This window comes from Nodularia sp. LEGE 04288, assembly GCF_963896525.1.
Classification (GTDB): Bacteria; Cyanobacteriota; Cyanobacteriia; order Cyanobacteriales; family Nostocaceae; genus Nodularia.
Genome location: NZ_CAWQOY010000022.1, coordinates 13,474 through 37,319, shown reverse-complemented (window position 1 = coordinate 37,319; position 23,846 = coordinate 13,474). Strand labels below are relative to the sequence as shown.

The following is a 23,846-nucleotide window of genomic DNA, read 5'->3' as shown; positions in this document are numbered from 1 at the left end:
TCCTCTGAATTTTGGATGCGATGGCTACGCCGTGTAGCGTTGCCAAAGCAGACCGCTAGACTGAATTTCTAGTTCAGGACTCGATGACCGATATCTTTTCGGTAATATATTCCCTCAAATTCCAGGGATTTGATCCCAGTGTAGGCTTGAGCGATCGCCTCCTGAAAATCTTTGCCGATGCCAGTCACATTTAACACTCTTCCCCCATCTGTGACTATTTGTTGTTGCTGGTTTAATTTTGTCCCTGCGTGAAATACAGTCACTCCGGCGGACTCAGCCTCTTTAATCCCAGTAATAACTTGGCCTTTTGCGTATTCCCCTGGATAACCACCGGAAGCGGCAACCACAGTGGCAGCAGCGCCCTGTTTCCAAGCTATGGGGGGCATTTCGCCTAAACGTTGCTGTACACAGGCTAAAATCAATTCTTCTAGGGGTGTGTCTAACAGTGGCAAAATCACTTGAGTTTCAGGATCACCGAAACGACAGTTAAATTCTAAAACCTTCAAGTCGCCATCGGGGGCAATCATCAATCCAGCATACAGTACGCCTCGGTAGTCAATGCCTCTGGATCTTAAACAGGCGATCGCTCTTTCCAGAACTTCTGTTTGAATCCGTTTCATTAACTCTGGTGTGGCAATCGGTGCGGGGGCGTAAGCTCCCATCCCACCAGTATTATCGCCTGTATCACCTTCTCCAATCCGCTTATGATCTTGCGCCGGTAGCAACGGGCGAATGGTTAACCCATCGGTTAAGGCTAAAACTGATACCTCTTGCCCAATCAAACATTCTTCCACAACTACAAAGTTGCCCGCATTGCCAAACTGTCCCTGAAAAATGGCATCAATGGCATCTTCAGCCTGTTCTAAAGTTCCAGCAACTATCACACCCTTACCTGCTGCCAAACCGTCAGCTTTCACCACTATGGGGATTCCCTGTGCTTTCACATAGGATTTAGCTGCTGTTGCTTCAGTAAATACCGCAGCTTTAGCTGTCGGAATCCCCGCTTCTTGCATTAAAGCTTTTGCCCAAGCCTTACTCGCTTCAATTTGCGCTCCAGCTCTCACAGGCCCAAATACCATCAGTCCTTGACTTTGGAGGTAATCTGTGATACCCATTGCCAGGGGTACTTCTGGCCCGACTACCACCAAAGAAATCCCATTTTCCAGAGCGTATCTGCTCATACCCTCAAAATCATCTACAGCCAAAGGCAAGTTCTGGCAACGTTCCAGACTAGCTGTACCCCCATTTCCTGGTACACAGACAACTTGCTGAATTTGCGGAGATTGCAACAGTTTCCAGGCTAGAGCGTGTTCGCGCCCCCCATTACCGACTACTAAAACTTTCACTGATTTCCTCGTGCGTCCCTTGTGAAACGAGAATACCCTAGTAACTCTCGCGGATCAATTTTTTCATCAATTATTGTGCTTATGCAAGCCCCTAATCATACTCTGTGCTAATCACATTAAAGGTTATACTTATTTTATTTAATATATTTCAGGAGTAATTGCTGTCTTTTAACAACAGTAAACTTATGAGTATTTGCCAAATATGAATCCAGGTTTTCAGTATTTATAATGAGTTTTTCAACCTTAAAACAATTGACTGCAAAAAAGTTGCTAATTAATGACTTTTAATGATTGTATAGCAATTTTCATTCAAGTGAGGTACTAGCAGTAATAATTAAACGCAGATGGACGCAGATAAACGCAGATAATTTTTTACTGTATTAGACTAGGAAATGCTATAAGTATTAACCTTTAAAAAGATATCAATAAAATCAGAAACATGGCTAAAATTATTGTTACTGGCGCAGCAGGCTTTATTGGTTCTCACCTTGTGGAAGCATTACTGCAACAAGGAAATGAAGTAATCGGGATTGATCAATTTAATGATTACTACGACCCTAGATTAAAGCACAAAACTATTGCACATTTAAACGATTCACCTCAGTTTACTTTAATTGAAGAAGATATTCAGTTTTTAGATTGGCCGGGGCTGCTGAAAAATGTTGAGGTTGTTTACCATCAGGCGGCACAAGCTGGGGTAAGAGCCAGTTGGGGTGAAGGTTTCCGAAATTATACTGAACGGAATATTAGTGCCACACAAGTTTTGTTAGAAGCTGCTAAGGATGCTGAAAACCTGAAAAGATTAGTATTTGCCTCTACATCTAGTGTCTATGGCGATGCCGAAACATTACCCACCCATGAAAAAATTCCGCCGCAACCGGTTTCTCCCTATGGAATTACCAAACTAGCCGCTGAACGTTTGTGCGGACTATATCACAAAAACTTTGGTGTCCCGATTGTGGCATTACGTTATTTTACAGTTTATGGGCCTAGACAGCGCCCAGATATGGCTTTTCATAAGTTTTTCAAAGCTATTTTGCAGGATGAGGCAATTCCTATTTACGGAGATGGACAGCAAACGCGAGATTTTACCTTTGTCAGTGATGTCGTAGCTGCCAATTTAGCTGCCGCTACTGTACCCCAAGCGGTGGGTGAAATCTTCAATATTGGCGGTGGTAGCAGGGTAGTTTTGGCAGAAGTTTTGGACACTATGGCAGAAATAGTTGGTAAACCCATTAAAAAAAATTACATCGAAAAAGCGATGGGAGACGCGCGTCATACGGCTGCTGATGTCTCGAAAGCCCAGGAAATCTTAGGATATCAGCCCCAAGTTTCCTTAAAAGAGGGTTTAACTCAGGAATGGCAATGGGTTCAGGCTTTGTATGCTTAATTAAAAAAATAGTTGTACATCAGGGTGTGTCCATTGGTGACAAGTTAAGGAAAAGGGAAAATGGTCAAGGGTAGTAGATCACTCTCCAATTGGCAGAATCAAGTTTCAACTGCTTTAGTGTGAAGACCAATCCAGTCACCATTTTCAGTTTGACCAATAATATACATTTCAATTTCTCCGGCACTTAATCGATAAAGTCTTAAATTGGTTAGGTTTGAACGGACTAACTCAGCCTGAGTCTCGCTACCAAAAGGATTTTTGACCTCATTTGTGGTAACAATCCCAACAGTATCTAGCAAATTATGGATGAGTGCGCTTTTTCGCTCCGCTATTTCCCAAACAAAGCTTTTTAAGTATTCAGAAGCAAAACGTACTTCTGCAATTTCATTTTCCAAAGTCACAATCAGTTCTTGATTTTCTAGCTTGGCGACTGCTGAATCTCTGAACCGAAAAATTTGAGAAGAATAATGCTGTTGTTCCAAGTAAGACGAGACTTTAGTTGAGATACCTAGCCAATCTCCTGAAGGCGTATTACCGATAACAATATAAAAGTCTGGCGCGGAAACCGCTAATCGATAAACTTGTAAATTAGTTAAAAATGACTTTAACTGCAATAATAATGTTCGGAAAGACTGAATTACCTGTTTATTTTCTGGCAATAAATCATCAAAATTTCCATTACGAAAATCATCACTAGAAATTTCTCTCAAGTATCCAAAAGCTTTTAGTAATCCTTCTAAGGTAAACTCTCCTCGATTTGCAACTTCCCACAAAAAAACTTCATAGGGGTAATCTGCTTCACTACCGTAATACAGTCCTTGAGAAGCTTGTCGAATTTGCTCAAGTAGTTCCAAATTTGGGTTATTTGGCGAATTAGAAAAAATAGCAGCTGAACCAGATGTATTGCGGGCATTTGTCAAATTAGTGCCGAACAGTTTAGTACCAGTTAAATCAGCACTAGTCAAATCTACCTCCGTAAAATCAGCACCTTCTAAATTGGCATCTGTCAAATTAGCATTGTGTAAATTAGCATTTTGCAGTCTTGCTTGTTTTAAATTTGCACCAATTAAATTAGCTTGATTTAAGTTAGCTTGATTAAGATTAGCACCCTTCAAATTAGCACCAGTCAAATCAACTTGGCTAAGATTTGCACTTTCTAAATTGGCGCTACTTAAGTAAGCATTTTTAAGATTTGCACTACTAAGATCGGCATGGCTAAAATTTGCTTTAGTTAAGTTAGCTCTCTGGAAATTTATCCCTCTTAAATTAAGTCCGCTGAAATTGACATTTTGAAGATTGGCACTGCTAAGGTCAACATTAGCCAGATTTATGTTTTCGGCTCCTTGATTAATAATTTGCCAGATGAGATATATTTTTGGATATAGGTTAATGGCTCCTTCAATTTGAGTATTTCGCAAATTAGCATAAGTTAAATCTGCATTTTCAAGGTTTGTGTTACGTAGGTTTGCTCCTTCAAGATTAGTGCTTTTAAGATTTGTATTGGTTAAATTAGAACCATTGAGATTGACACCTTTCATCTCTAGAGTAGAAAAATTTTGCCCACTTAGGTCTAATTGGCTAAGATTAGCACGACTAAGATTAGCTCGATACCAATAGAGGTTTTGGTGACGAAAAATAGCATTTCTTAAGTTTGAGCCTTGAAAGTTTGCTTCAATTAAATCACACGTTAACTTTGTATTTGTGCAATCAGCATTTGCAAAGTCAATATTGGTGTTACCTAATCCATTAGCACCAAAATCAACATTCGTTAAATTAGCTCCTCTAAATTTAGTCCCATTAATTCGAGAAGCACCTATATGAGCATTCGTCAGGTCGGCTCCACTAAAATCAGTATTATTAATTTTGCCATTCATTCGGACTTCTTTAAGATTGGTATGACTGAAATTAGCATGATCAAGATTGACATGGCTCAAAATAGCACCTTCTAAGTTAGCTCCACTGAAATTAGCACCACTCAAATCAATCTTTTTACCTTGTGAACCATAGAGTTTGATGCCTCGTAAATCAGAACCAGAAAAATCTCTTTCTCCATTTACATAACGCTTGAGTAGTTCAGAACTGCTCATCATTATTAATATCTCCTTGTATTGATTGTTAAAAGAATAATGACAGTTTTAAATAGCCTGTTCAGGATGAAATTACCAAATAAAACTTAGGTGTTAGATAAATCCACATCTGCTAAAATGGTATCTGTAAAATCTACTTCATATAAATTGGAGTTGAGCAAGTTAGCGTTACTTAAATCAGCTTGGCTAAGATTTGCCCGACTGAGATTTGCACTACTCAAATTAGCTCCTTTTAAGTTAGCTCCACTGAAATTCGCACCGCTCAAATCAGTTCCGCTTAAATCTGCTCCGCTCAAATCTCGACCAACTGCACCATGATTGACAATTTGCCAAACTAAACGCCATTTCTCTGGTGCGGTTTCCTCATCTAGTTTGGTTCCTCGTAAATTTGCACTACTGACCTCAGTTTGAGTGAGATTTGCTCTCGTTAGGTCAGCCCCAGCTAAATTAGTAAAGGTGAGGTTTGCTTGGCTCAAATTCGCGCCCTTTAAGTTTGCAAGCGTCAGATTTGCTTGTGTTAAATTAGCTTCTGTAAGATTGGCAGTGCTTAAATTCGCTAGCGTCAGATTAGCACCTTTGCGATCGCAACTGTATCTGGCACCGTTCAGGTTCGCTCGGCTCAAGTTCGCTCCACTTAGATTAGCTTGGCTGAAATTAACTTGATTAAGATTTGCACCGCTTAAGTTCGCGTTGCTCAAATTCGCTTTGCTCATGTTAGCGCCATCGCACCGAGTATCTTTGAGATTTGCTCCGCTTAAATCAGATTCTCTCAGATTAACAACTGTCAAGTCAGCACCACTTAAATTTGCACCTCTGAGATCAGCCCCTCTAAGATTCGATACATTTAGCTTGGCAAAGTGTAAGTTAAATCCTCGTAAGTTACAACCTTGCAGGTTAACACATCGTAAATCCACATTTTCTAGAGTTGTACCGTTAAAATTTGCGCCTTTTAGAATCGCGCCTTCTAAAATGACACCCTGTAGTTTTGCATTCTGCAAGTTAGCATTTGTTAAATTTGCTTGTTTCAAACTAGCAGATTGCAAATCCGCATTGGTCAAATTTGCATCAGTGAGATTAGCACTGTATAAGTAAGCGGTACTTAGATTTGCGCCACTCAGGTTTGCACCACTGAGATTTGTTTCTCCAAAAGCTGATCCTCTGAGGTCTGCATTACTTAAATTAGAATTACTCAAGTCAGCTTTATCCAAGTTAACCAAAACTAGGATGATACCTTCTAGATTGGCATTGCTTAAATCTAGACTACTAAAATTCGGTCTTTTTGAATAAACGCTCCTACTAACATTAGAATTACTATTTGCTGTAGTTAAATGAGCATATCTCACATCTATTTGAGAAAAATTTCTTTCACCTGCTGCGTATCGTGATACTAATTCATCGGGATTCATAGAACTCCATGCTGAAAAGAAGCTAAAGGCTAAAAATTATCTTGAACTTTGACAAGTTTTTATATAGTTAGGACTTACGCAAGAACTCTCTGAAACCCTCTTGACTTCGTGTCCTTTGTGTCCTTCGCGGTTCGTTTTTCCATAATTTTGCGTAAGTCCTGATAGTATACCCAAAGTTTACTTTGAGCTAACTCAACGTTTTCAGGAAAAGGGAAAATGGTCAAGGGTAGTATTTGCAGAGGTCAAAAATAGTGGGAAACTCAATCTAGACAAGTAATTGAGCGATTGAGTCCAGCCATGACCACCAGCAAAAAAACCAATAGAGACCAATTTATCAAACAGAAGCGAAAACCAAATGTTAAGTTAATTGTCGCTCCGTTTCCGGATCTTCAACGTGGAACTGACGAGTTTTTTTTCAGCACTTCTCTCAAAGCTTCTTGACATAAGACTTACAGGCTTAACTTGTCACCAATGGGGTGTGTCACACTTTCTCAGGGCAATTTACCTCGCTGGACAGTGATTTGGGTCAACTGATGACACGCCCTAAGATAGATGTTAAAAATACATATTTAATGAGACATTCTACAACGGATGAAAATATTACAATCAAATAAACAGGTACATATTAGAAGTGGCTAAAAAACATGATAAACATACTTGGAGACAAGAAATAAATGATATTGTGCGTGGTACTTGTGGAGGTTTTTTATTTGGTATTCCACTAATATATACGATGGAAATATGGTGGATTGGATCGCTAGCAAAACCAAGATTGCTTGTCATGGCGATCGCCTTCATGTTTATTGTAGTTTTTTTCCTGAATTATACAGAGGGTTTTCGTAAACGCAAAAATAACTGGCGAGTTGATCAAGCATTGATAGATACTGTAGAGGCAATGGCAATTGGATTTATTTGTTCGGCATTTATGTTGTGGTTATTGCAAGAAATTACGCCACAAACCTCTTTGAAAGAATCCCTGGGTAAAGTTGTATTTACTAGTGTGTCATTTACGCTAGGTGTGGCATTAGCCAACCAGTTGTTCCCAGAAGATAATCAAAATAATTCCATATCGACCAATGATAAAGGTAACGGGATCAGCAAAGATCCGCAAAATGATTTGCAAGCCACATTTGCTGATTTAGGTGCAACTCTCATTGGTGCAATTGTGATTGCTTTTAATATTGCACCAACCGATGAAGTTCCGATGTTAGCATCTGCTATTTCACCTCCTTGGTTATTGGCGTTAATGGCTGCATCTTTAGTTATTTCCTACGCTATTGTCTTTCAAGCTGGTTTTTCAGACCAACAAAAACGCAGACAGCAAAAGGGAATTTTTCAGAGTCCATTAAGCGAAACTACCATGTCTTATTTAGTATCTTTGTTAGCAAGTGGAGTTATGCTATTTTTTTTCCAAAAGGTAACTTTTGCAGACCCATGGATGATGTGGTTAGAACATATTTTAATATTGGGATTACCTGCAACTATTGGCGGCGCAGCGGGTAGGTTAGCAATATGATGAAAACAGAACCAAAACCCGAAATTTCTCTAGCTGAGTGGATAACATTCGGGATTGCTTTATCTATTCTCTCAGTCGTTATTAGCTTAGTCGGGTATATGTGGCTGAATGAAAAAGATCAACCTCCCATTTTGTCGGTGCAGAAAAAACAAATGATTCGAGAAGTTGATGGAAAGTTTTATGTTCCCTTTGAAATAGTTAATACTGGTGGTGAAACTGCTACATCAGTGCAAATTATTGCTGAGTTGGAAATTGCTAATAAAGTTGTGGAAACAGGAGAGCAACAAATTGATTTTTTGTCTGATGGTGAAAAGGAAGAAGGAGCATTTATATTTAGCCAAAATCCGCTTCAGGGGCAATTAACTGTGCGGGTTGCTAGCTATCAGTTACCATAATCCCATTTATTGCCATTGCTGAAGTTCATCACTGATGTTGCGAAGTATGGTATTGATTTGAGTCCGGCGAGTTTCAAAGTTGGCGGCTATGGAAATGAGGATAATACCAACGAGTAAGCCGACAATCCATTTCAAAAAGGGATAGCTGAAGCTGAAAATCACTAGTTGGTAAAAACTGGTAATCAAGAAAGTTGCTGTCCCTAGATAGAGAAAAGCTCTGGTTCGTAAAGCTAATCCGGCAAAAATGGCAATCAGGCTGAAGATTCCGGGAATTAAGGGTGTTTGTTGCTCAAATAAAACTGCCCATCCACAAATCACGCCACTGCCTAGCAGTCGTAAAGTGTGACGAGCTGTTTTATACTCTGGTAGTTTCAACAAAGGATCTATTTGAGCAACATACAGCAGTGACAATCCGATTGGTGTCACATACCACAAAGCATTCGTTAAGAGTAAGCTATCAAACCAGCGCAGCAAAGCCCAATTAATTAAGGCTGCACTGATGTATGTCAAACGAATGTTTTCACCCAGTTTGGCGAGGAAGATATAAAACCCAGCGGCTATTAGCAAGGTGATGGGGGAAACTAGCAGTTTGGTTTCCCATAAAATTACTAGGGGTACGATGTATGCGGCTTGTTGCCAAGGTCTTTTAGACCAACCCCAGCTTTCCCAAGGTAAGATGTAGAGAAAATAGGCAATTACGCAAGCGATCGCACCATTCCAAGGCACTAAGGGACCACCAAACCACTGTCCTATGGTTGTTTCCCGCCAATAAATTCGCATTGCAGCTACCTCTAAAAGTCCGAGGTAAACCCACATTTCTCCTCTGGTGATCATGCCAAAGATCAGGGGGGAAGCAGGCGATCGCCTTCCTTGAAATATGGCATATCTAATTAAAAATACCCCTGTGGCTAATCCCACCAGACGGTTAACGTCAATGGGAAGGGGAATCGCCGCCATTAATAAGCCGCTACTCCAAAACCAGTGCAGATGGGCGATTCTTTGCAGTTCTAGGGGAGTTAGACGTAAGTAGCTGACAATCCAAGGGGTGAGGATGCGATAAGCATACATGATGCTCGTGCCAAGGGCTGACATGGCAATTAAGCCATCGCCTAATGCGCCTCCTGTGGCTTGGGACATTTGATAAAACAGCAGTTCATAGGCAGAAATTGATACGCCAATGATTCCTAAATACAACAGAGGTTTCAAAGATGCATTACGTCGCCCTACGCCAATGAGAATTAAAGCTACACCCAAAGAAAATAAACCAGTCCAAGCGGTAAAGGTATCTAAACGCAGCACTACACTAAATGCACCATAGATTAAGGGCAAAATGTGCAGGCTACTGGGAAGCCTTTCTAATTGGTGTTGTCGTCGCCACCACTCTCCTAGTAGTTGGGTGATTAAACCCAAGGCGATGTTAGCTAATGCAATTTTAATAAATGAATGTTCTCCAAAGGCCAGTACCTCAGCAATGATCAATTCCACACACCAACCGATGCTATAAAATGCCCAATTTGTGGGTGAGTGCCAACTGCGATAGAGAATAGCGCCTAATGTGATTGTAGTGGCTGTTAAGTATAAGAATCCTGGGTCGATTATCCCCTGATAAACTAAGGTTGAGTGCAGCGTCATTCCTAAGAGTTCAACGCTAGATAATGCGATCGCCCATCGATCACTGGCGACTGCATATATAGTTGCTAACTCGTTACCGCGTCGGCTGAAAGCTGTTCTTGCTAACCATAAACTGAGAATGGCGATCGCACCGACAACAAACCAACCGGCGATGGTAAGTTCAGGTAATCCCGGTATACCCTCCCACAGCAACGCCCCGATAAAACTCAGACCAAAACCGACTGTAATTCCCGCACTTGCTTGATGTCTTAAATAGCGGGTATTTGCCAACATCACAGCCGTAGCTACACCCAGACTAATTAATCTGATTCCAGGCAGTGGTAAAGTTAATAGCTGAGTCATGCACACAGCGAGAACACTACAAAAACTGCTATTGATGCGGCGTTGTTCAGTGGTGCGACTAGCCAAACCTGTGAGAGTTAAAGGCGTAATTAGCCATAAGATACCCCAGTAATATTGATTTTCAACTGGGTTATACCAAGACAGTTCGCTATTTACCCACAGGAGATTAAAACTCACTATCGCTAGTGCGAAACCGATATACCAGGCGCTACGTTGCCATAATCCATCCCCCAGACTAAATACCCATTCCGCCACCATCACAGCTAGTATAATGCCTGCCCAGATGTGTAAAGCTAGATTTGGTAATAGCCAATTAATCGTCGAAGCAACTGTCAGCAGCCCGATGATATGAGTCAGATATACCAAAGGAATGGGGACAGAGGAACGGCGTTTGGTGACGACGGCGAGAGTGATGGTAGAAAAGAGTAAATTCAGCGATCGCAATGTCGGATTTACAGTGGCAACTGTGGTTAAAAAAGCACCAAATACGAGAGTTAGCAGTTCACCAAATTCAGCTACTTCTAGCTTTTGGGCGCGATTTAGCCTTTCAGTGGTTGCCACCATGAAGATTAAATAAGGGAATAAAGCGACACTCAATAATGCCCAAGGTTCATTTTGAGAATTGGTGAGTTGAGTTCCAATGGCGATCGCTCTTGACTGTAACTCAATCGGGACTAACCGCCAACCCAGCCAAACGGCTTGTAAACCAATGGCAAAAAATGCCGCCAAGTCAGTCTGAAAACTATATCTTTGTAAGCGATTACCTACATACAACAAAGCCAACCCACTCACGACTATTGCTTGTCCTGGTTGATTGAATACCGTTACTAGCCAACCGAGGAATAGTAAAATGCTTCCCAAGTATTGCCAGGGGGATGAAGAATCTCTTTGTCGTGCTAACCAAGTTGCCAACCAGCCGCAAATCCCAATGGCTAACCCTAACTGAGTGACATTTACCCCATGTACAAATATGGCTCGGATTAATAAAACTACTAAGGCATAAATAATTACAGCAGCAAATAAGCTTATACCTAATTTATTCGGCTGTTCATGGGGATTTTCTGAAGTTGTGGGGGGCTGCTGTGGGTAGCGATGATGATAAAGAGTAATGATAGTTGTACCTACCATAGCCACGTAAATGGCAATTACGGGAAAGCCGGGTAGTTGCCAACCCCAATGCAAATAAATTAACCCCAGAATATTGATTAACGGTAATTTTCCGGTGGGTAAGTTGCTAAAAACAGCGCGATTTTTGCAGAGTACAACTGTAATAAATGTCAGAGTAGGGCAGGCGATCGCAACTGTCAACCAGTCCAAAGGATTCTGCCACAACCGAAAGCTATCCATTGCCCAAAAGTTCACCGGGATTAATAACAGGGTGACAATCAGCAACGTCTGAGCTGTTAACCTGAGATTATCTTGCCTCCCCGCCCAAAAGCTAAATCCCCAGAAACTTAAGGTATAAGCGAATAAAACGCCATACTGTCCCGAAGCCGGAAACCTCTCCCACTGACTAGCAGCCAGTACGCCAGAGGAAACCACAACCAGAAATAAACCTAAAAATAGTAGCCAACGCACACTCAATTCTGCCCCCAAGGACTGCAACATTGAGGTGAGGAAGTTGGGTTCTGGTGGTTTTTTAGGAGTTTGTCTGCGGCTACTAGATGCTAAAACTTCTACAGGTAAAAGTTTTACAGGGTCAGAAACAGTTCTAACTACGGGAGTTTCGGGTATATTCAGGGGAACTAATTCCACGGGACAAACCAGAAACCGTCGGCATAGTTGCCTGACTTGGACATCGGATATTAAACCCAAGCGCAACCATATATCCAATCCTTCTAGTAATTGAGGATGTGAGGATGATAGCCTGAGTTGGATATTTAAGAGGTCGTCAACTGGAGATGGCATAAGCCGTAACCGTATCGGTAGATACTTATATCATTATTGCTGAACGGTGGATTTATGCGATCGCTATGCCAGTTATTTTTAGTGACCAGCCACATAGTACTATGTACAAAATGGCACGGAGTGTAAATTTATGTAAAGGTATTTTGGGAAAGATTTGATTTACCGCTTGTCCTCTGGAAAACTATGTAATAACTTGGTTAAAGGTGTAAATTTAGTTGCACTTATTTTTGTATTGGGAGAATATTTATGTCTGAAAATAAAAAAGAAGATGTGAATGCACAAGCGGTTCCATTCTTTGCTCGATTCCTAGAAGGTCAAAACTGTGAAGACCTAACTGATGAAGAATTAGAACGAGTGAGCGGCGGACAAATTCCGGAAGAAGAACTAGTTGTCACTCAGAAATACCCGTCAGATGGCGAGGAAGATTCATCACCTGTCACGCTGAAATACCCGTCAGATGGCGAGGACGGTTCATCATCTGTCACGCTGAAATACCCGTCAGATGGCGAGGACGGTTCATCATTTGTTCCTTCAGAAATACTATCGAGATTGCAACGAAAATTTTTTAACATCACGTAACTAGAATAAACTAGGTTTTTAGTTGGGAAAATTCTGGAGTCAATGTATATTATTTTTGTTACCAACCCCAGGAAAGGGTTGGTTTATTAATAATTAATGACTTTGGTTTTTTAGGATATTAAATCAGAAATTCAACTTGATCAGATAATTTATGCACCCAAAGCGTGATGTAGTTTTATTAATTACTCATAGTGGTGATTATTTCACAATAGATAGAGTTGCCGCAGCCCTATCAAATAGAAATGTCCAGGCATTTCGCCTCGATACTGATCAGTTTCCCATGACAATTAAACTCCAGGCTTATTTCCATCAATCAAGTACCAATCATCAGGTCGAATATGGAGATATTGCCTTTAACACTGAGGAAGTACAGGCAGTCTGGATGCGGCGGTTATGGCAACCGCATTTAAGTGAAGAATTGGCTCCACAATATCGCGCAGCTTGCGCCAGAGAGTCACTAGCTGTTTTAGATGGCTTTTGGGACAGCCTCAGACACGCTCACTGGGTGGATGATTTACAAAAGATTAATGCGGCTGAAAACAAGTTATATCAACTCAGAGTTGCTGCTGAGGTTGGTCTTGTGATTCCTCAAACCTTGGTGACGAATAACCCCAAAGAAGCGAGAGAATTTTTTCAGCAAGTCAAGGGCAAAATGATCACCAAGCTATTAAAACCCCTTTCTTATGGCATGGAAGGTTCATCTTTTTTTATGTACACCAGCACTGTCAAAGAAGAAGACTTGCTAGATGCCGAGACTCTGCGCTACTGTCCGATGGTTTTTCAAGCACAAATTCCCAAACAGCAGGAACTACGGGCAGTGTATGTCAATGGGAATCTGTTTGTAGGAGCTTTAGACGCTTCTAGTTATGCCGCATCTGCCCAAGATTGGCGACACGCTCCTCAAGGTGCTTGTGTATGGCAGCCTTACGAATTACCAGAGCCGATGATCCGCCGCCTTGATCAATTTATGGCGCGGTTGGGGTTGACATTTGGCGCGCTTGATTTAATCGTCACGCCATCAGGAGAATATGTTTTTTTAGAAATTAACCCCACAGGAGAATGGGGAATGCTAGAGCGAGATTTAAATTATCCCATTTCCCAAGCGATCGCAGATGCTCTACTAGAAGGCAAAAAATTATCCTGATGAATGTCTTAATTATTACTCACAGCCACGACAATGAAAGTATTTCTTTAGTGACTCAGGCAATTGAGGCGCAAGGAGGTAAAGCATTTCGTTTTGACACAGACCGATTTCCCACGGAAGTACAACTAGATATTTATTACAGTGATAGTCAAAGATGTATTCTGATCGTCGATGACCAAAAGCTAGATTTAAATGAAGTATCGGCGGTTTGGTATCGGCGCGTTGGCATTGGGGGCAGAATTCCCCACACTATGGACAAGCAACTGCGACAAGCTTCTATCCAGGAATCTCGTGTAACTATTCAAGGAATGATTGCCAGCATTAAGGGTTTTCACCTCGACCCTTTACCAAATATTCGTCGTGCAGAAAATAAGCAATTGCAACTGCAAGTGGCACGAGAGATTGGTTTAGATACCCCACGCACCTTAACCACCAATAGTCCCGAAGCAGTTAAGCAATTTGCCGCAGAATGTCCGCAGGGTATGATTACTAAAATGCTTTCTTCCTTTGCCGTTTATGACGAACAACAAAGAGAGCAGGTAGTATTTACCAATCCCGTTTCCGCCGCAGATTTAGAGCATCTGGAGGGATTGCGTTTTTGTCCGATGACCTTTCAGGAAAAAATTGCCAAAGCCTTAGAATTGCGGATCACAATTGTGGGTAAGTCTATATTTACGGCTGCTGTGGATTCTCAAGCTTTGGAGCAAGCACGTCACGATTGGCGCAAACAGGGAATAGCCTTACTCGATGCTTGGCAACCCCACAATTTACCCCAGGATGTGGCAGAAAAACTGCTGCAACTGATGGCTCACTTCGGTTTAAACTATGGGGCTATTGATATTATTTTGACCCCAGATAATCGCTATGTCTTTTTAGAAGTTAACCCTGTAGGAGAATTCTTTTGGCTAGAACGGTGTCCTGGCTTACCTATTTCCCAGGCGATCGCAGAAATTTTACTGAATCATTGATTGTAGAAGGTCTGACCAATGAACAATGAGCGTTTTTTGAATTGTTTTGATCCACAGGAACTTGCAAATCATCAAATCCTCATACCAATTTAATATAAAGATGCATAAATAGAATTTAAGCAGAAATCCAGTTCCCCTCCTCGCTTGCGCTACCGTGAACACACAAGTGATCGAATCGCCCCCTAACCCCCAATTATGGGGGAACAAGAATTTTCAAAGTCCCCCAAACTTGGGGGATTTAGGGGGCAAAACAGGCTCAAACGCAGATAGATAGGACTTGTGTGTACACTGTAGCCTCGCTTGCACTGGAGGGGTTAGGGGTGGGGTCGAAATAATATGCAGCCTCACAAATAATTAGTATCAGTTAGCAGAAATGTTCAATTCTTTTTGCTGTTGATACATCTTCTTAAATAAAGCTTGCTGCACTTTATGATCTACAATCGGTGCAGGATAGTCGATACTTTGAAGTTCCAAAGGGGGAATTTTTCCAGTTACTAAATATTCGGTATCTACAGACCGCAATTCTGATACCCATTCACGAATATATTCCCCTTCTTCATCAAATTTTTGGGCTTGACTAGCAGGGTTGAAAATCCTTAAAGGTTTCGGGTCCATGCCACTAGAAGCACTCCATTGCCAGCCGCCGTTATTAGCAGATAAATCACCGTCGATGAGTTTCTGCATAAAGTATTTTTCTCCCCATTGGGGATTGATGATTAAATCTTTAGTTAAAAAACTCGCCACAATCATCCGACAACGGTTGTGCATCCAACCAATTTCATTTAACTGACGCATGGCCGCATCGACAATGGGATAGCCTGTTTTGCCCTCGCACCAAGCCTGAAAATGTTCTGGGTTATTTTGCCAAGGAAAGTTTTTGAAGGTGTCGCGGTAAGCCCCCTCAGCTAATTCCGGGAAGTTATACATGGCGTGTTGATAAAACTCCCGCCAGGCTAATTCCTGTTGCCATGTGCGGATGCTAGCTTCTGTTTCTTCGCTGCGGCTTTGTTCTCGCGCCTCTAAAGTGGCTGACCAGACGCTGCGAATCCCAATTACTCCAAATTTCAAAGCTGCACTCAATCTGGATGTGCCATCAACGCCGGGAAAGTTACGCTGTTCTTGATATTCAGCGATCGCATTATCAGTAAATTCCGCTAATCTTTCTTGTGCTGCGGCTTCTCCTGGTGCAATGATTAATTCTCCATCCCAGATAAATCCTAAGTCTGGCGCTGAGGGTAAGGCAATTACTCCGGCTTGTTTGGCAATTTCTTGTTCAGTCTCTGTTAAGCCTGTGGCATTTTGCAGTGTTTCTACTGGTTTCGCTTTGGGTTTGCTACTCCAATTTTTCCAGAAAGGTCCGTAAACAGTGTAAGGACTTTTCGTACCTGTACGAATCTCCTCTGGTGAGTGGAGTATCTGATCCCAATTTTCGTGCAGAAATTCAATGCCTTGTGCTTTCAGGATATCAATGATTGTGCGATCGCGTGTTTGAGAATAGGGTTCTACATCCCAGTTCCAAAATACAGCTTTGGCATTTAAAGCCCCCGCTAAAGCTGGTATAGCTTGTACGGGGTTGTCATGCAGAATTAACAATTGGCCACCTACTTCCGCATATCGCTGTTGCAGTGCCTGTAAACAGCCAATCATGTACGTTACTCTCGCTGGGGCGACATCATCTCGTTCCAGAATCTGGGAATCAAGGCAAAACACGCCCACCACTTTTGCACTCCGCCCTCTGGCCGCCGCTAGTCCTGTATTATCAGAAATACGTAAATCACGCCGATGCCAAAACAAAATTAAGTCAGACATTCCACACATTCTTAGTTCGCTTGTACTAGCTTAAACCTTCATGGTATCTTTAAGCATCATTCTGCCGACAAATTTCTGCTTTGTGGTGAGGGTGGTAGATTCACCTGAAAGTTGGCAAAAATAAATGAGTATTTCCGGACTACAGAGGTTAAAATATCATCGCAGCATAATCACCTGTATATCTATCGAGATTATGTCCTATAGAGTTAAACTAAATTAGTTCATTAGTATTTTTATTATGCCCATCCTATTACTAGACGACGGTACAATCAAGGTAAATTTAGATGAAATAGTGCGAGAACTTGCGCCTCTTGATATTCACCTCAAACACTATGACCCAGGAACATCATTGCTTTTCCCCCATCTGCTAGAACAGGATGTTTTGACTGATTCCGAGAAACAGCAGATTGTAGAATTGCATAACGGCAGTTTTGAATTTATCCAGCAAGAAAAGGGATATCTGTGGTCTGATTTGCTAAATCTGCATCCAGGTTCAGCGAATTTCCAGAATTTGATCGCTACTTACAACCGTTATCATCATCATACTGCTCCTGAAGCCCTTTACGTATTGGCAGGAGAAATGATTTTTGGTTTTGTTAAACCCGATGGTCATCAGATACAGCTGTTAATTCAGTCCCAAGACTATATCCACATTTCTGAAGGTGTAGAACATTGGTGTAGTCCTACCGCATTGTTGCATTTTAAAGCGGTACGCTATTTTACAACTGTAGAAGGATGGGTTCCTCATTATACGGGTACTCAGTTGAGTGATTCACGCCATCAAAAGCAGTGAAAGTGAAATTATTTTTCAGTATTTAATCGTTGGATTAGTTGATTTGCGTGAGACGCGATCGCCTGCCAATCTCTTTCTTTAACAAGTCTTTCAGGAAATAATTGACCACTCAAACCCACAGCGATCGCACCAGCTTGGATAAATTCTGGAGCATTTTCTAAAGTCACTCCCCCAGTGGGAATTAAGGGAATTTCACCCAGTGGCCCTTGTAAACTTTTAATATAATTAACTCCGCCCACAGCTTGCACAGGAAACACCTTCACACAACTTGCACCCTGATTCCAAGCAGTCACAATTTCTGTGGGAGTCATAGCACCGGGAATAATTGGCACATCTTGTTTGACTGCGGCTTGAATCATGGCAGAATCAACGTGGGGTGAGAAGAGAAATTGCGCCCCCGATGCGATCGCCTCTTGCAATTGTCCGACATTGAACAGCGTCCCAGTGCCAATGATACAGTTTGGTAACTCCGCCCGTAATAGACTAATTAATTCCCCAGGGCGATCGCTATTCCAGGTAATTTCAATCAGCCGCATTCCCCCATCAGCCGCAGCCATAGCCATATTTTGAGCTAACCGCATATCTGAAGCGCGAATAACTGCGATCGCACGGTGTTTTTGCAGATGTGATAACCAAACTTGATCAGACATTTCATAAAAACGTGAGTTCTGCTTAAATCCAGTTCCCCTCCTCGCTTGCGGGGAGGGGCTAGGGGTGGGGTCTTATGACACAAAATGGAAGGTACAAGATATGTGTTTTGACTCTTCCTAGAGGGAGATCCATACATCTATATATCATGCGACCTTAGCCAGATGGAATCAGAGATTGAGATTTTTAAGCTGAATATAGTAAGAACCGAAATCTAACAGGTGTAAAAACCGTATCGAACTTAACTTGCGCGGTGATACGGAATTTAAAACCCGTGCGGGTATTTCTCAATCATTAATTCCTATGCTTGACGCAACTATCACCAACATAGTCGATGCGGTGCGTGGGTATGCACACAGATTAACAGGAGCGGATCAAGACTACGATCCATTAATGAATTTAATCGGCAACGCGCGTTTTGTCTTGATTGGCGAAGCCTCCCACGGGACTCATGAATTTTACGAACAACGGGCGGAAATTACTAAACGGCTAATTCAAGAAAAGGGGTTTACAGCCGTAGCGGTGGAAGCGGATTGGCCTGATGCTTACCGAGTCAATCGTTACGTCCAGGGTGTCGATGATGACCCCACACCAGCCGAAGCACTCTTAAGTTTTCAACGCTTCCCTTTATGGATGTGGCGGAATACAGATGTGCTAAATTTTGTCGCCTGGTTACGAGAATACAATGATCGTTTACCCAAAAAAGCTATTAAAACGGGTTTTTATGGGTTAGACCTTTATAGTATGTATGCTTCCATAGAAGCAGTTCTCGGCTACCTGAATCAAGTTGACCCCGAAGCCGCCGAACGCGCGCGCGATCGCTATTCATGCTTGGAGCATTTTGGCGAAGATGCCCAGCACTATGGGTATGCTACCAGTTTTGGTATTGCTAAATCCTGTGAGCAAGAGGTAATTAATCAACTGCAAGAAATGCAACGTCGGACTGCCGAATACGTCCAAAAAGATGGGCGAATTCAGGCTGATGAGTTGTTTTATGCCGAACAGAACGCTCGACTAGTCAAAAATGCCGAGCATTACTACCGCTCAATGTTTCAAGGGCGAGTGTCTTCGTGGAATATTCGCGATCGCCACATGGCAGAAACTTTACATGAGCTGGTGGCACATTTGGATCAACAAAATCCACCAACCAAAGTTGTGGTTTGGGAACACAACTCCCATTTAGGTGATGCACGCGCCACTGATATGGGGTCAATGGGTGAGGTGAATGTTGGTCAATTGGTCAAAGAACGTTATGGCAATCATGCTGTAAATATCGGCTTTACCACCTATACAGGGACTGTCACGGCAACTTCTAACTGGGGAGAAACGGCTCAACTCAAACAAGTTCGCTCTGCCTTACCTGGAAGTTACGAAGCTTTATTCCATGAAACGGAAATACCCCGATTTTTCCTCAACCTCCGGGATGAGAATCAAGCAACTGTGGGTCTGCGGGAACTTCGCCTAGAAAGAGCAATCGGTGTGATTTACCTCCCGGAAACTGAGCGTGTCAGTCACTACTTCCATGCTTGTCTCCCCGAACAATTTGACGCGGTAATTCACATTGATGATACCAAGGGAGTCCAACCTTTAGACCGTGTTCCCACCTGGGAAATGCGGGACGCACCGGAGACTTTTCCCTTTGGTGTTTAGACCAACTATTGATAACTTTAACGCCAGTTACAAACTCCAGCTATGACAAACCTTGACCCCATGAGAATGGGAACGCGCTTGGCCAGGAATTGGTGGACAGTTGCATTACGAGGTGCGATCGCGATCATCTTTGGTTTAGCCGCCCTCTTCTGGCCAGATATTACCCTCACAGCTTTGATCTTGATCTTTGCTGCCTTTGTCTTAGTCAGTGGAGTATTATTAGCGATCGCTGCATTCCGCGATGGTCTGACTCATACCCACGGTTGGCTAATGTTGCTCGAAGGTGCAATTGGCATGGCGATCGGAGTCATGGCTTTCATCTGGCCAGGGATCACAGCATTAGTCTTACTTTACCTGATTGCAGCTTGGGCGATCGTCACTGGCGTTTTAGAGATAATTGCCGCCATTCAAGTCCGAAAAGAAATTGAGAATGAATGGCTACTAGCATTAGCTGGTATCGCGTCGGTAATGTTCGGCGTACTACTGATTATCTGGCCGATTGCTGGGGCATTAGCAATCCTGTGGATTATTGCCGCCTACGCCATTATTTTCGGTGTCTTACTTTTAATTCTGGCTTTTCGGCTCCGTAGATGGGGAACTGAACGCAGCATCTTTTAAACACTTGATCAATTAATTGGAGATAAAAATCATGGTATTAAGTCGCTGGGAACCTTTTAGAGAAATAGAAACCATCCAACGGCAAATGAATCGTCTACTTGATCAAATCACACCCTCAAGTGATACTGGCGAGATCATTAGCGATCGACTGACATTTGTACCTCCAGCCGAACTGGAAGAAACCTCTGAGGATATCAAACTGTGGATGGAAATTCCTGGTATTGACCCCCAAAACTTAGATGTCAAAGTTGCCGCAGATACAGTTTCTATCACTGGTGAGCGTAAATCTGAAATCAAGGACGAAGAAAGAAGAGGTATGCGGCGTTCAGAATTTCGTTATGGCAGATTTCAAAGAGTAATTCCTCTACCATCTCGAATCCAAAACGATAAAGTCCAGGCTGACTTTAAAAATGGTGTTTTGTGTCTCACCATGCCAAAAGCCGAAGAAGAAAAAACCAGAGTTGTGACTGTTCAATTACCAGGACAAAGCCAACAAGGACAAATTTCCGGAGGTAAGAAAGAGAAATAAAACCATTGTGGGGTGGGCATACTTCGGCAAGCTCAGTACAAGTCTTGCCCGCCCATAACAGGTATCTTGCCTGTTCCACAAGACAAAAATAATGCACTATTCTAACTGTGTCAATCCAGCAAGGTGCGTTATAAGGTTTAACGCATCATCTTAAACAAACTACGAATTACGAATTACGAATTACGAATTAGATAAAATATGCCAACGGCAACAGACTATAAAGACTATTACGCCATACTGGGTGTAGATAAAAAAGCTACACCAGAACAAATCAAACGAGCATATCGCAAATTAGCCCGTAAATATCACCCTGACCTGAATCCTGGAGACAAAGAAGCCGAAACACGCTTCAAAGAAATTAACGAAGCCCAAGAAGTGCTATCTGACCCAGAAAAACGACAAAAGTATGATCAGTTTGGACAATATTGGCAACAAGTAAGTCAAGGAGGCGCACCACCACCCAGAGGCGCAGGCGTTGGGGTGCAAGGATTTGATTTTGACCAATACAGCGACTTTGATTCCTTCATTGAAGACTTGCTAGGTGGTTTTGGCGGCGCAGGTAGAACTAGGGGCAGAACTTACACCTATCGCACTCCTACAGGGCGACCAACTGGGTTTACAGAACCAACACCGGCGGCTGATACGGAAGCGGCAATTGCACTCAGTTTTTCCGAAGCTTTTCACGGCGTACAAAAACGGCTACAACTGGATAATGAAACCATTAACGTGCGAATCCCCCCAGGTGCTAAACCAGGAAGCCGGATTCGGATTAAAGGTAAAGGTCGTCTGAGTCCCTTTTCTCAGCAACGGGGAGATTTGTACCTGACAATTGAAATTTTGCCTCACCCCTTCTTTCAATTTGAAAACGATCACATTGTTGCTGAAGTCCCCATTCGACCTGATGAAGCAGTGTTAGGCGCTCAAATTCAAATCCCCACTCCTGATGGGAGCGTCACCTTAAAAGTACCGCCAGGCGTGCGTTCTGGTCAGTCCCTGAGATTACGGGGTCAAGGCTGGAGAAAACCCCAAGGCGATGATCGCACTGATTTAATCGTCAAACTCCAGATTGTACCTCCCAAACATTTAGATCCCATAGAGCGGGAAGCCTACGAAACCATTCATAAACACACCAGCTTTAACCCCCGCACTCAATTACAAGAGATAAGATTATGAGTGAGTTTAGTCTTTCCCAAGTTGTAGTTTCCCAACAGGGAGAGCAGCTTTATACTTTTGAATATGCAGCAATCGTTACCGAAACATCCACCAGTTTAGTAGAAAGTTTTGCTCAGTTGGGATTAATTGAACCCGTGGGAGTGATGCTACAACAGCGTGATATTGCTCGGATTGCTCAAATTCAACATTTGCGTCAGGATTTGGGATTGAATTTGGTCGGCGCTGCAATGGTTCTCGATATGGCGCAAGAAATCGCTCAGTTACGCGCCCAAAATCAAGCTTATGAGTTGTTGCTGGATTTTATGCACGCAGAGGCGCAGAGGCGCAGAGAGAAGGAAGATTAGGAGATTGTACCAAATCCGCCGCCGCCAGGGGTTTCAATGATGAAAACATCTCCAGGCTGCATTTGTACTGTGGCGGTACTGTTTAAATTCTCTTGGGTTCCATCTTGACGTTGTATCCAGTTGTGTCCGACTTGTCCTGGTTCCCCTCCATTTAATGCAAAGGGTGGAACTAAGCGATGGCTAGAGAGAATATTTGCTGTCATGGGTTCTAAAAACCGAATGCGGCGAATTACGCCATCACCACCGAAATGTTTACCTTGACCACCGCTATTAGGACGCAGACTAAAGCTTTCTACTAATACAGGATAGCGGGTTTCTAAAACTTCGGGGTCAGTTAATCGAGAGTTGGTCATGTGGGTATGGACTGCATCAGTACCATCAAAATTAACTCCTGCGCCAGAACCACCGCAGATGGTTTCATAATATTGATAACGCTGATTTCCAAACGTAAAATTATTCATTGTTCCCTGGGAACCAGCCATGACACCCAACGCACCATATAAAGCATCGACAATGGTTTGAGAGGTTTCCACATTACCTGCTACGACTGCGGCCGGGTATATTGGGTTAAGCATACAGCCAATTGGCACAATTATTTCTAAAGGGTTAAGACAGCCAGCATTCAGGGGAATATTATCATCAACCAAAGTCCGGAAGACATATAAAACTGCTGCTTGAGTTACGGCTTTGGGAGCATTAAAGTTACTATTTAGCTGTGGAGATGTGCCAGTAAAATCAATGATAGCACTGCGATTTTCTCGATTAATTGTGACTGTAACTTTAATTTTTGCCCCATTATCCATTGCATAAGTAAATGAACCATCTTTGAGTAGATTTATCGCTCGCCTCACTGATGCTTCGGCATTATCTTGCACGAATTTCATATAAGACTGCACTGTCTCAATGCCGTATTGAGTAACCATTTTTCGGAGTTCTTGCACTCCTCTAGAATTAGCAGCAATTTGGGCTTTGAAATCAGCAATATTTTGGTCAGGGTTACGCGCCGGATAGGGATGATTTGCGAGGATTTCTCGTACTGGAATTTCCTGAAATTTTCCCTGTTCAACTAAGAGGAAGTTATCAAATAAAATTCCTTCTTCTTCTACTGTGGTGCTGTGGGGAGGCATGGAACCGGGCGTAATCCCACCAATATCGGCTTGGTGTCCACGAGAAGCCACGTAAAAGAGGGGAATTGAGGTGTGAGTATCTTCGAGGAAAACGGGGGTAATAGCTGTAACATCTGGAAGGTGCGTTCCGCCGTTATAAGGATTATTTGATAGGTAAACATTTCCGGGTTTAATGGTGTCGCCTTTATCGTTAATTAAGCTGCGGACACTTTCACTCATTGAGCCTAAATGTACGGGAATATGGGGGGCGTTGGCTACTAATAATCCCGAAGTATCAAAGATGGCGCAAGAGAAATCGAGGCGTTCTTTAATGTTTACCGATGCGGCTGTGTTTTGCAGCACGATTCCCATTTGTTCGGCGATAAATTGATAGAGATTTTTGAATATTTCTAGGCGAACTGGGTCGGGTTGATGTGTTGTGTACATTTTTTTAATCCTATTT

General features: G+C 42.5%; 19 protein-coding genes. 12 read left to right on the top strand and 7 right to left on the bottom strand.

What is annotated here, in order from left to right; genetic code table 11:
- Nucleotides 1–68: 68 nt before the first annotated feature.
- The gene (purD, locus tag AACX33_RS01895; protein ID WP_193996944.1) at nucleotides 69–1,346 is read right to left on the bottom strand and encodes a phosphoribosylamine--glycine ligase; all 1,278 of its coding nucleotides are present in this window, start codon (nucleotides 1,344–1,346) and stop codon (nucleotides 69–71) included.
- Between the two features lie 439 nt (nucleotides 1,347–1,785).
- Here purD and AACX33_RS01890 point away from each other — a divergent pair, with 439 nt between their 5' ends.
- Nucleotides 1,786–2,736: an NAD-dependent epimerase/dehydratase family protein gene (locus AACX33_RS01890; RefSeq protein ID WP_193996943.1), complete on the top strand. Its 951-nt coding sequence runs from the start codon at nucleotides 1,786–1,788 to the stop codon at nucleotides 2,734–2,736.
- Nucleotides 2,737–2,834: 98 nt separating this feature from the next.
- On the opposite strand, the gene AACX33_RS01885 is transcribed toward AACX33_RS01890, so the two are convergent.
- Nucleotides 2,835–4,826, bottom strand: coding sequence for a pentapeptide repeat-containing protein (locus AACX33_RS01885; RefSeq protein ID WP_193996942.1), 1,992 nt, complete (start codon nucleotides 4,824–4,826; stop codon nucleotides 2,835–2,837).
- 83 nt (nucleotides 4,827–4,909) lie between these two features.
- Nucleotides 4,910–6,229 carry a pentapeptide repeat-containing protein gene (locus AACX33_RS01880; RefSeq protein ID WP_193996941.1) on the bottom strand — a complete coding sequence of 440 codons (1,320 nt, stop codon included), beginning with the start codon at nucleotides 6,227–6,229 and terminating at the stop codon, nucleotides 4,910–4,912.
- Between the two features lie 631 nt (nucleotides 6,230–6,860).
- Between AACX33_RS01880 and AACX33_RS01875 the strand changes: the two genes are divergently transcribed.
- Together AACX33_RS01875 and AACX33_RS01870 are read left to right on the top strand one after the other, a co-directional pair.
- Nucleotides 6,861–7,745 carry a TIGR02587 family membrane protein gene (locus AACX33_RS01875; protein ID WP_193996940.1) on the top strand — a complete coding sequence of 295 codons (885 nt, stop codon included), beginning with the start codon at nucleotides 6,861–6,863 and terminating at the stop codon, nucleotides 7,743–7,745.
- Nucleotides 7,742–8,140 (top strand): TIGR02588 family protein, encoded by a 399-nt coding sequence (locus tag AACX33_RS01870; RefSeq protein WP_193996939.1) that lies wholly within the window; start codon nucleotides 7,742–7,744, stop codon nucleotides 8,138–8,140. Before AACX33_RS01875 ends, AACX33_RS01870 begins: the two co-directional genes overlap by 4 nt.
- 6 nt (nucleotides 8,141–8,146) lie before the next feature.
- On the opposite strand, the gene AACX33_RS01865 is transcribed toward AACX33_RS01870, so the two are convergent.
- A complete protein-coding gene (locus AACX33_RS01865; protein WP_193996938.1) occupies nucleotides 8,147–12,022 on the bottom strand; it encodes a DUF2157 domain-containing protein in 3,876 nt (1,291 codons plus the stop codon).
- 246 nt (nucleotides 12,023–12,268) lie between these two features.
- On the opposite strand from AACX33_RS01865, the gene AACX33_RS01860 reads away from it, so the two are divergent.
- The 3 genes from AACX33_RS01860 (at nucleotide 12,269) to AACX33_RS01850 (ending at nucleotide 14,713) form a co-directional block, all read left to right on the top strand.
- Nucleotides 12,269–12,601, top strand: a complete 333-nt coding sequence (locus tag AACX33_RS01860) for a microviridin/marinostatin family tricyclic proteinase inhibitor (protein ID WP_193996937.1) — start codon at nucleotides 12,269–12,271, stop codon at nucleotides 12,599–12,601.
- Nucleotides 12,602–12,752: 151 nt separating this feature from the next.
- Nucleotides 12,753–13,745 carry an MvdC family ATP-grasp ribosomal peptide maturase gene (locus AACX33_RS01855; protein ID WP_193996936.1) on the top strand — a complete coding sequence of 331 codons (993 nt, stop codon included), beginning with the start codon at nucleotides 12,753–12,755 and terminating at the stop codon, nucleotides 13,743–13,745.
- Complete coding sequence (locus tag AACX33_RS01850) at nucleotides 13,745–14,713, top strand: MvdD family ATP-grasp ribosomal peptide maturase (RefSeq protein WP_193996935.1); 969 nt, start codon at nucleotides 13,745–13,747, stop codon at nucleotides 14,711–14,713. The genes AACX33_RS01855 and AACX33_RS01850 overlap by 1 nt, the downstream gene beginning before the upstream one ends.
- Before the next feature lie 360 nt (nucleotides 14,714–15,073).
- On the opposite strand, the gene AACX33_RS01845 is transcribed toward AACX33_RS01850, so the two are convergent.
- The gene (locus AACX33_RS01845) at nucleotides 15,074–16,522 is read right to left on the bottom strand and encodes an FAD-binding domain-containing protein (protein ID WP_193996934.1); all 1,449 of its coding nucleotides are present in this window, start codon (nucleotides 16,520–16,522) and stop codon (nucleotides 15,074–15,076) included.
- Between the two features lie 238 nt (nucleotides 16,523–16,760).
- Here AACX33_RS01845 and AACX33_RS01840 point away from each other — a divergent pair, with 238 nt between their 5' ends.
- The gene (locus AACX33_RS01840; RefSeq protein ID WP_193996933.1) at nucleotides 16,761–17,315 is read left to right on the top strand and encodes an acireductone dioxygenase; all 555 of its coding nucleotides are present in this window, start codon (nucleotides 16,761–16,763) and stop codon (nucleotides 17,313–17,315) included.
- A gap of 8 nt (nucleotides 17,316–17,323) precedes the next feature.
- Here the strand turns inward: AACX33_RS01840 and AACX33_RS01835 are convergent, their stop codons facing one another.
- Nucleotides 17,324–17,965, bottom strand: a complete 642-nt coding sequence (locus tag AACX33_RS01835) for a bifunctional 4-hydroxy-2-oxoglutarate aldolase/2-dehydro-3-deoxy-phosphogluconate aldolase (RefSeq protein WP_193996932.1) — start codon at nucleotides 17,963–17,965, stop codon at nucleotides 17,324–17,326.
- 301 nt (nucleotides 17,966–18,266) lie between these two features.
- Between AACX33_RS01835 and AACX33_RS01830 the strand changes: the two genes are divergently transcribed.
- From AACX33_RS01830 to AACX33_RS01810, 5 genes are all read left to right on the top strand, one after another.
- Nucleotides 18,267–19,613, top strand: coding sequence for an erythromycin esterase family protein (locus tag AACX33_RS01830; RefSeq protein WP_193996931.1), 1,347 nt, complete (start codon nucleotides 18,267–18,269; stop codon nucleotides 19,611–19,613).
- A gap of 42 nt (nucleotides 19,614–19,655) precedes the next feature.
- The gene (locus AACX33_RS01825; protein ID WP_193996930.1) at nucleotides 19,656–20,231 is read left to right on the top strand and encodes an HdeD family acid-resistance protein; all 576 of its coding nucleotides are present in this window, start codon (nucleotides 19,656–19,658) and stop codon (nucleotides 20,229–20,231) included.
- Nucleotides 20,232–20,262: 31 nt separating this feature from the next.
- Nucleotides 20,263–20,760, top strand: coding sequence for an Hsp20/alpha crystallin family protein (locus AACX33_RS01820; protein WP_193996929.1), 498 nt, complete (start codon nucleotides 20,263–20,265; stop codon nucleotides 20,758–20,760).
- 198 nt (nucleotides 20,761–20,958) lie between these two features.
- Nucleotides 20,959–21,933: a DnaJ C-terminal domain-containing protein gene (locus tag AACX33_RS01815; RefSeq protein ID WP_193996928.1), complete on the top strand. Its 975-nt coding sequence runs from the start codon at nucleotides 20,959–20,961 to the stop codon at nucleotides 21,931–21,933.
- Nucleotides 21,930–22,277 carry a chaperone modulator CbpM gene (locus AACX33_RS01810; RefSeq protein ID WP_193996927.1) on the top strand — a complete coding sequence of 116 codons (348 nt, stop codon included), beginning with the start codon at nucleotides 21,930–21,932 and terminating at the stop codon, nucleotides 22,275–22,277. The genes AACX33_RS01815 and AACX33_RS01810 overlap by 4 nt, the downstream gene beginning before the upstream one ends.
- On the opposite strand, the gene AACX33_RS01805 is transcribed toward AACX33_RS01810, so the two are convergent.
- A complete protein-coding gene (locus AACX33_RS01805) occupies nucleotides 22,274–23,830 on the bottom strand; it encodes a hydantoinase B/oxoprolinase family protein (protein WP_193996926.1) in 1,557 nt (518 codons plus the stop codon). The two genes, AACX33_RS01810 and AACX33_RS01805, sit on opposite strands and share 4 nt — an antisense overlap.
- Nucleotides 23,831–23,846 lie beyond the last annotated feature (16 nt).

Coding starts and splice junctions, on each gene's coding strand:
- AACX33_RS01840 (WP_193996933.1), top strand. CDS start 16,761: ATGCCCATCCTATTACTAGACGACGGTACAATCAAGGTAAATTTAGAT.
- AACX33_RS01805 (WP_193996926.1), bottom strand. CDS start 23,830: ATGTACACAACACATCAACCCGACCCAGTTCGCCTAGAAATATTCAAA.
- AACX33_RS01855 (WP_193996936.1), top strand. CDS start 12,753: ATGCACCCAAAGCGTGATGTAGTTTTATTAATTACTCATAGTGGTGAT.
- AACX33_RS01885 (WP_193996942.1), bottom strand. CDS start 4,826: ATGATGAGCAGTTCTGAACTACTCAAGCGTTATGTAAATGGAGAAAGA.
- AACX33_RS01820 (WP_193996929.1), top strand. CDS start 20,263: ATGGTATTAAGTCGCTGGGAACCTTTTAGAGAAATAGAAACCATCCAA.
- AACX33_RS01860 (WP_193996937.1), top strand. CDS start 12,269: ATGTCTGAAAATAAAAAAGAAGATGTGAATGCACAAGCGGTTCCATTC.
- AACX33_RS01810 (WP_193996927.1), top strand. CDS start 21,930: ATGAGTGAGTTTAGTCTTTCCCAAGTTGTAGTTTCCCAACAGGGAGAG.
- AACX33_RS01815 (WP_193996928.1), top strand. CDS start 20,959: ATGCCAACGGCAACAGACTATAAAGACTATTACGCCATACTGGGTGTA.
- AACX33_RS01825 (WP_193996930.1), top strand. CDS start 19,656: ATGACAAACCTTGACCCCATGAGAATGGGAACGCGCTTGGCCAGGAAT.
- AACX33_RS01890 (WP_193996943.1), top strand. CDS start 1,786: ATGGCTAAAATTATTGTTACTGGCGCAGCAGGCTTTATTGGTTCTCAC.
- AACX33_RS01880 (WP_193996941.1), bottom strand. CDS start 6,229: ATGAATCCCGATGAATTAGTATCACGATACGCAGCAGGTGAAAGAAAT.
- AACX33_RS01865 (WP_193996938.1), bottom strand. CDS start 12,022: ATGCCATCTCCAGTTGACGACCTCTTAAATATCCAACTCAGGCTATCA.
- AACX33_RS01835 (WP_193996932.1), bottom strand. CDS start 17,965: ATGTCTGATCAAGTTTGGTTATCACATCTGCAAAAACACCGTGCGATC.
- AACX33_RS01845 (WP_193996934.1), bottom strand. CDS start 16,522: ATGTCTGACTTAATTTTGTTTTGGCATCGGCGTGATTTACGTATTTCT.
- AACX33_RS01850 (WP_193996935.1), top strand. CDS start 13,745: ATGAATGTCTTAATTATTACTCACAGCCACGACAATGAAAGTATTTCT.
- AACX33_RS01830 (WP_193996931.1), top strand. CDS start 18,267: ATGCTTGACGCAACTATCACCAACATAGTCGATGCGGTGCGTGGGTAT.
- AACX33_RS01870 (WP_193996939.1), top strand. CDS start 7,742: ATGATGAAAACAGAACCAAAACCCGAAATTTCTCTAGCTGAGTGGATA.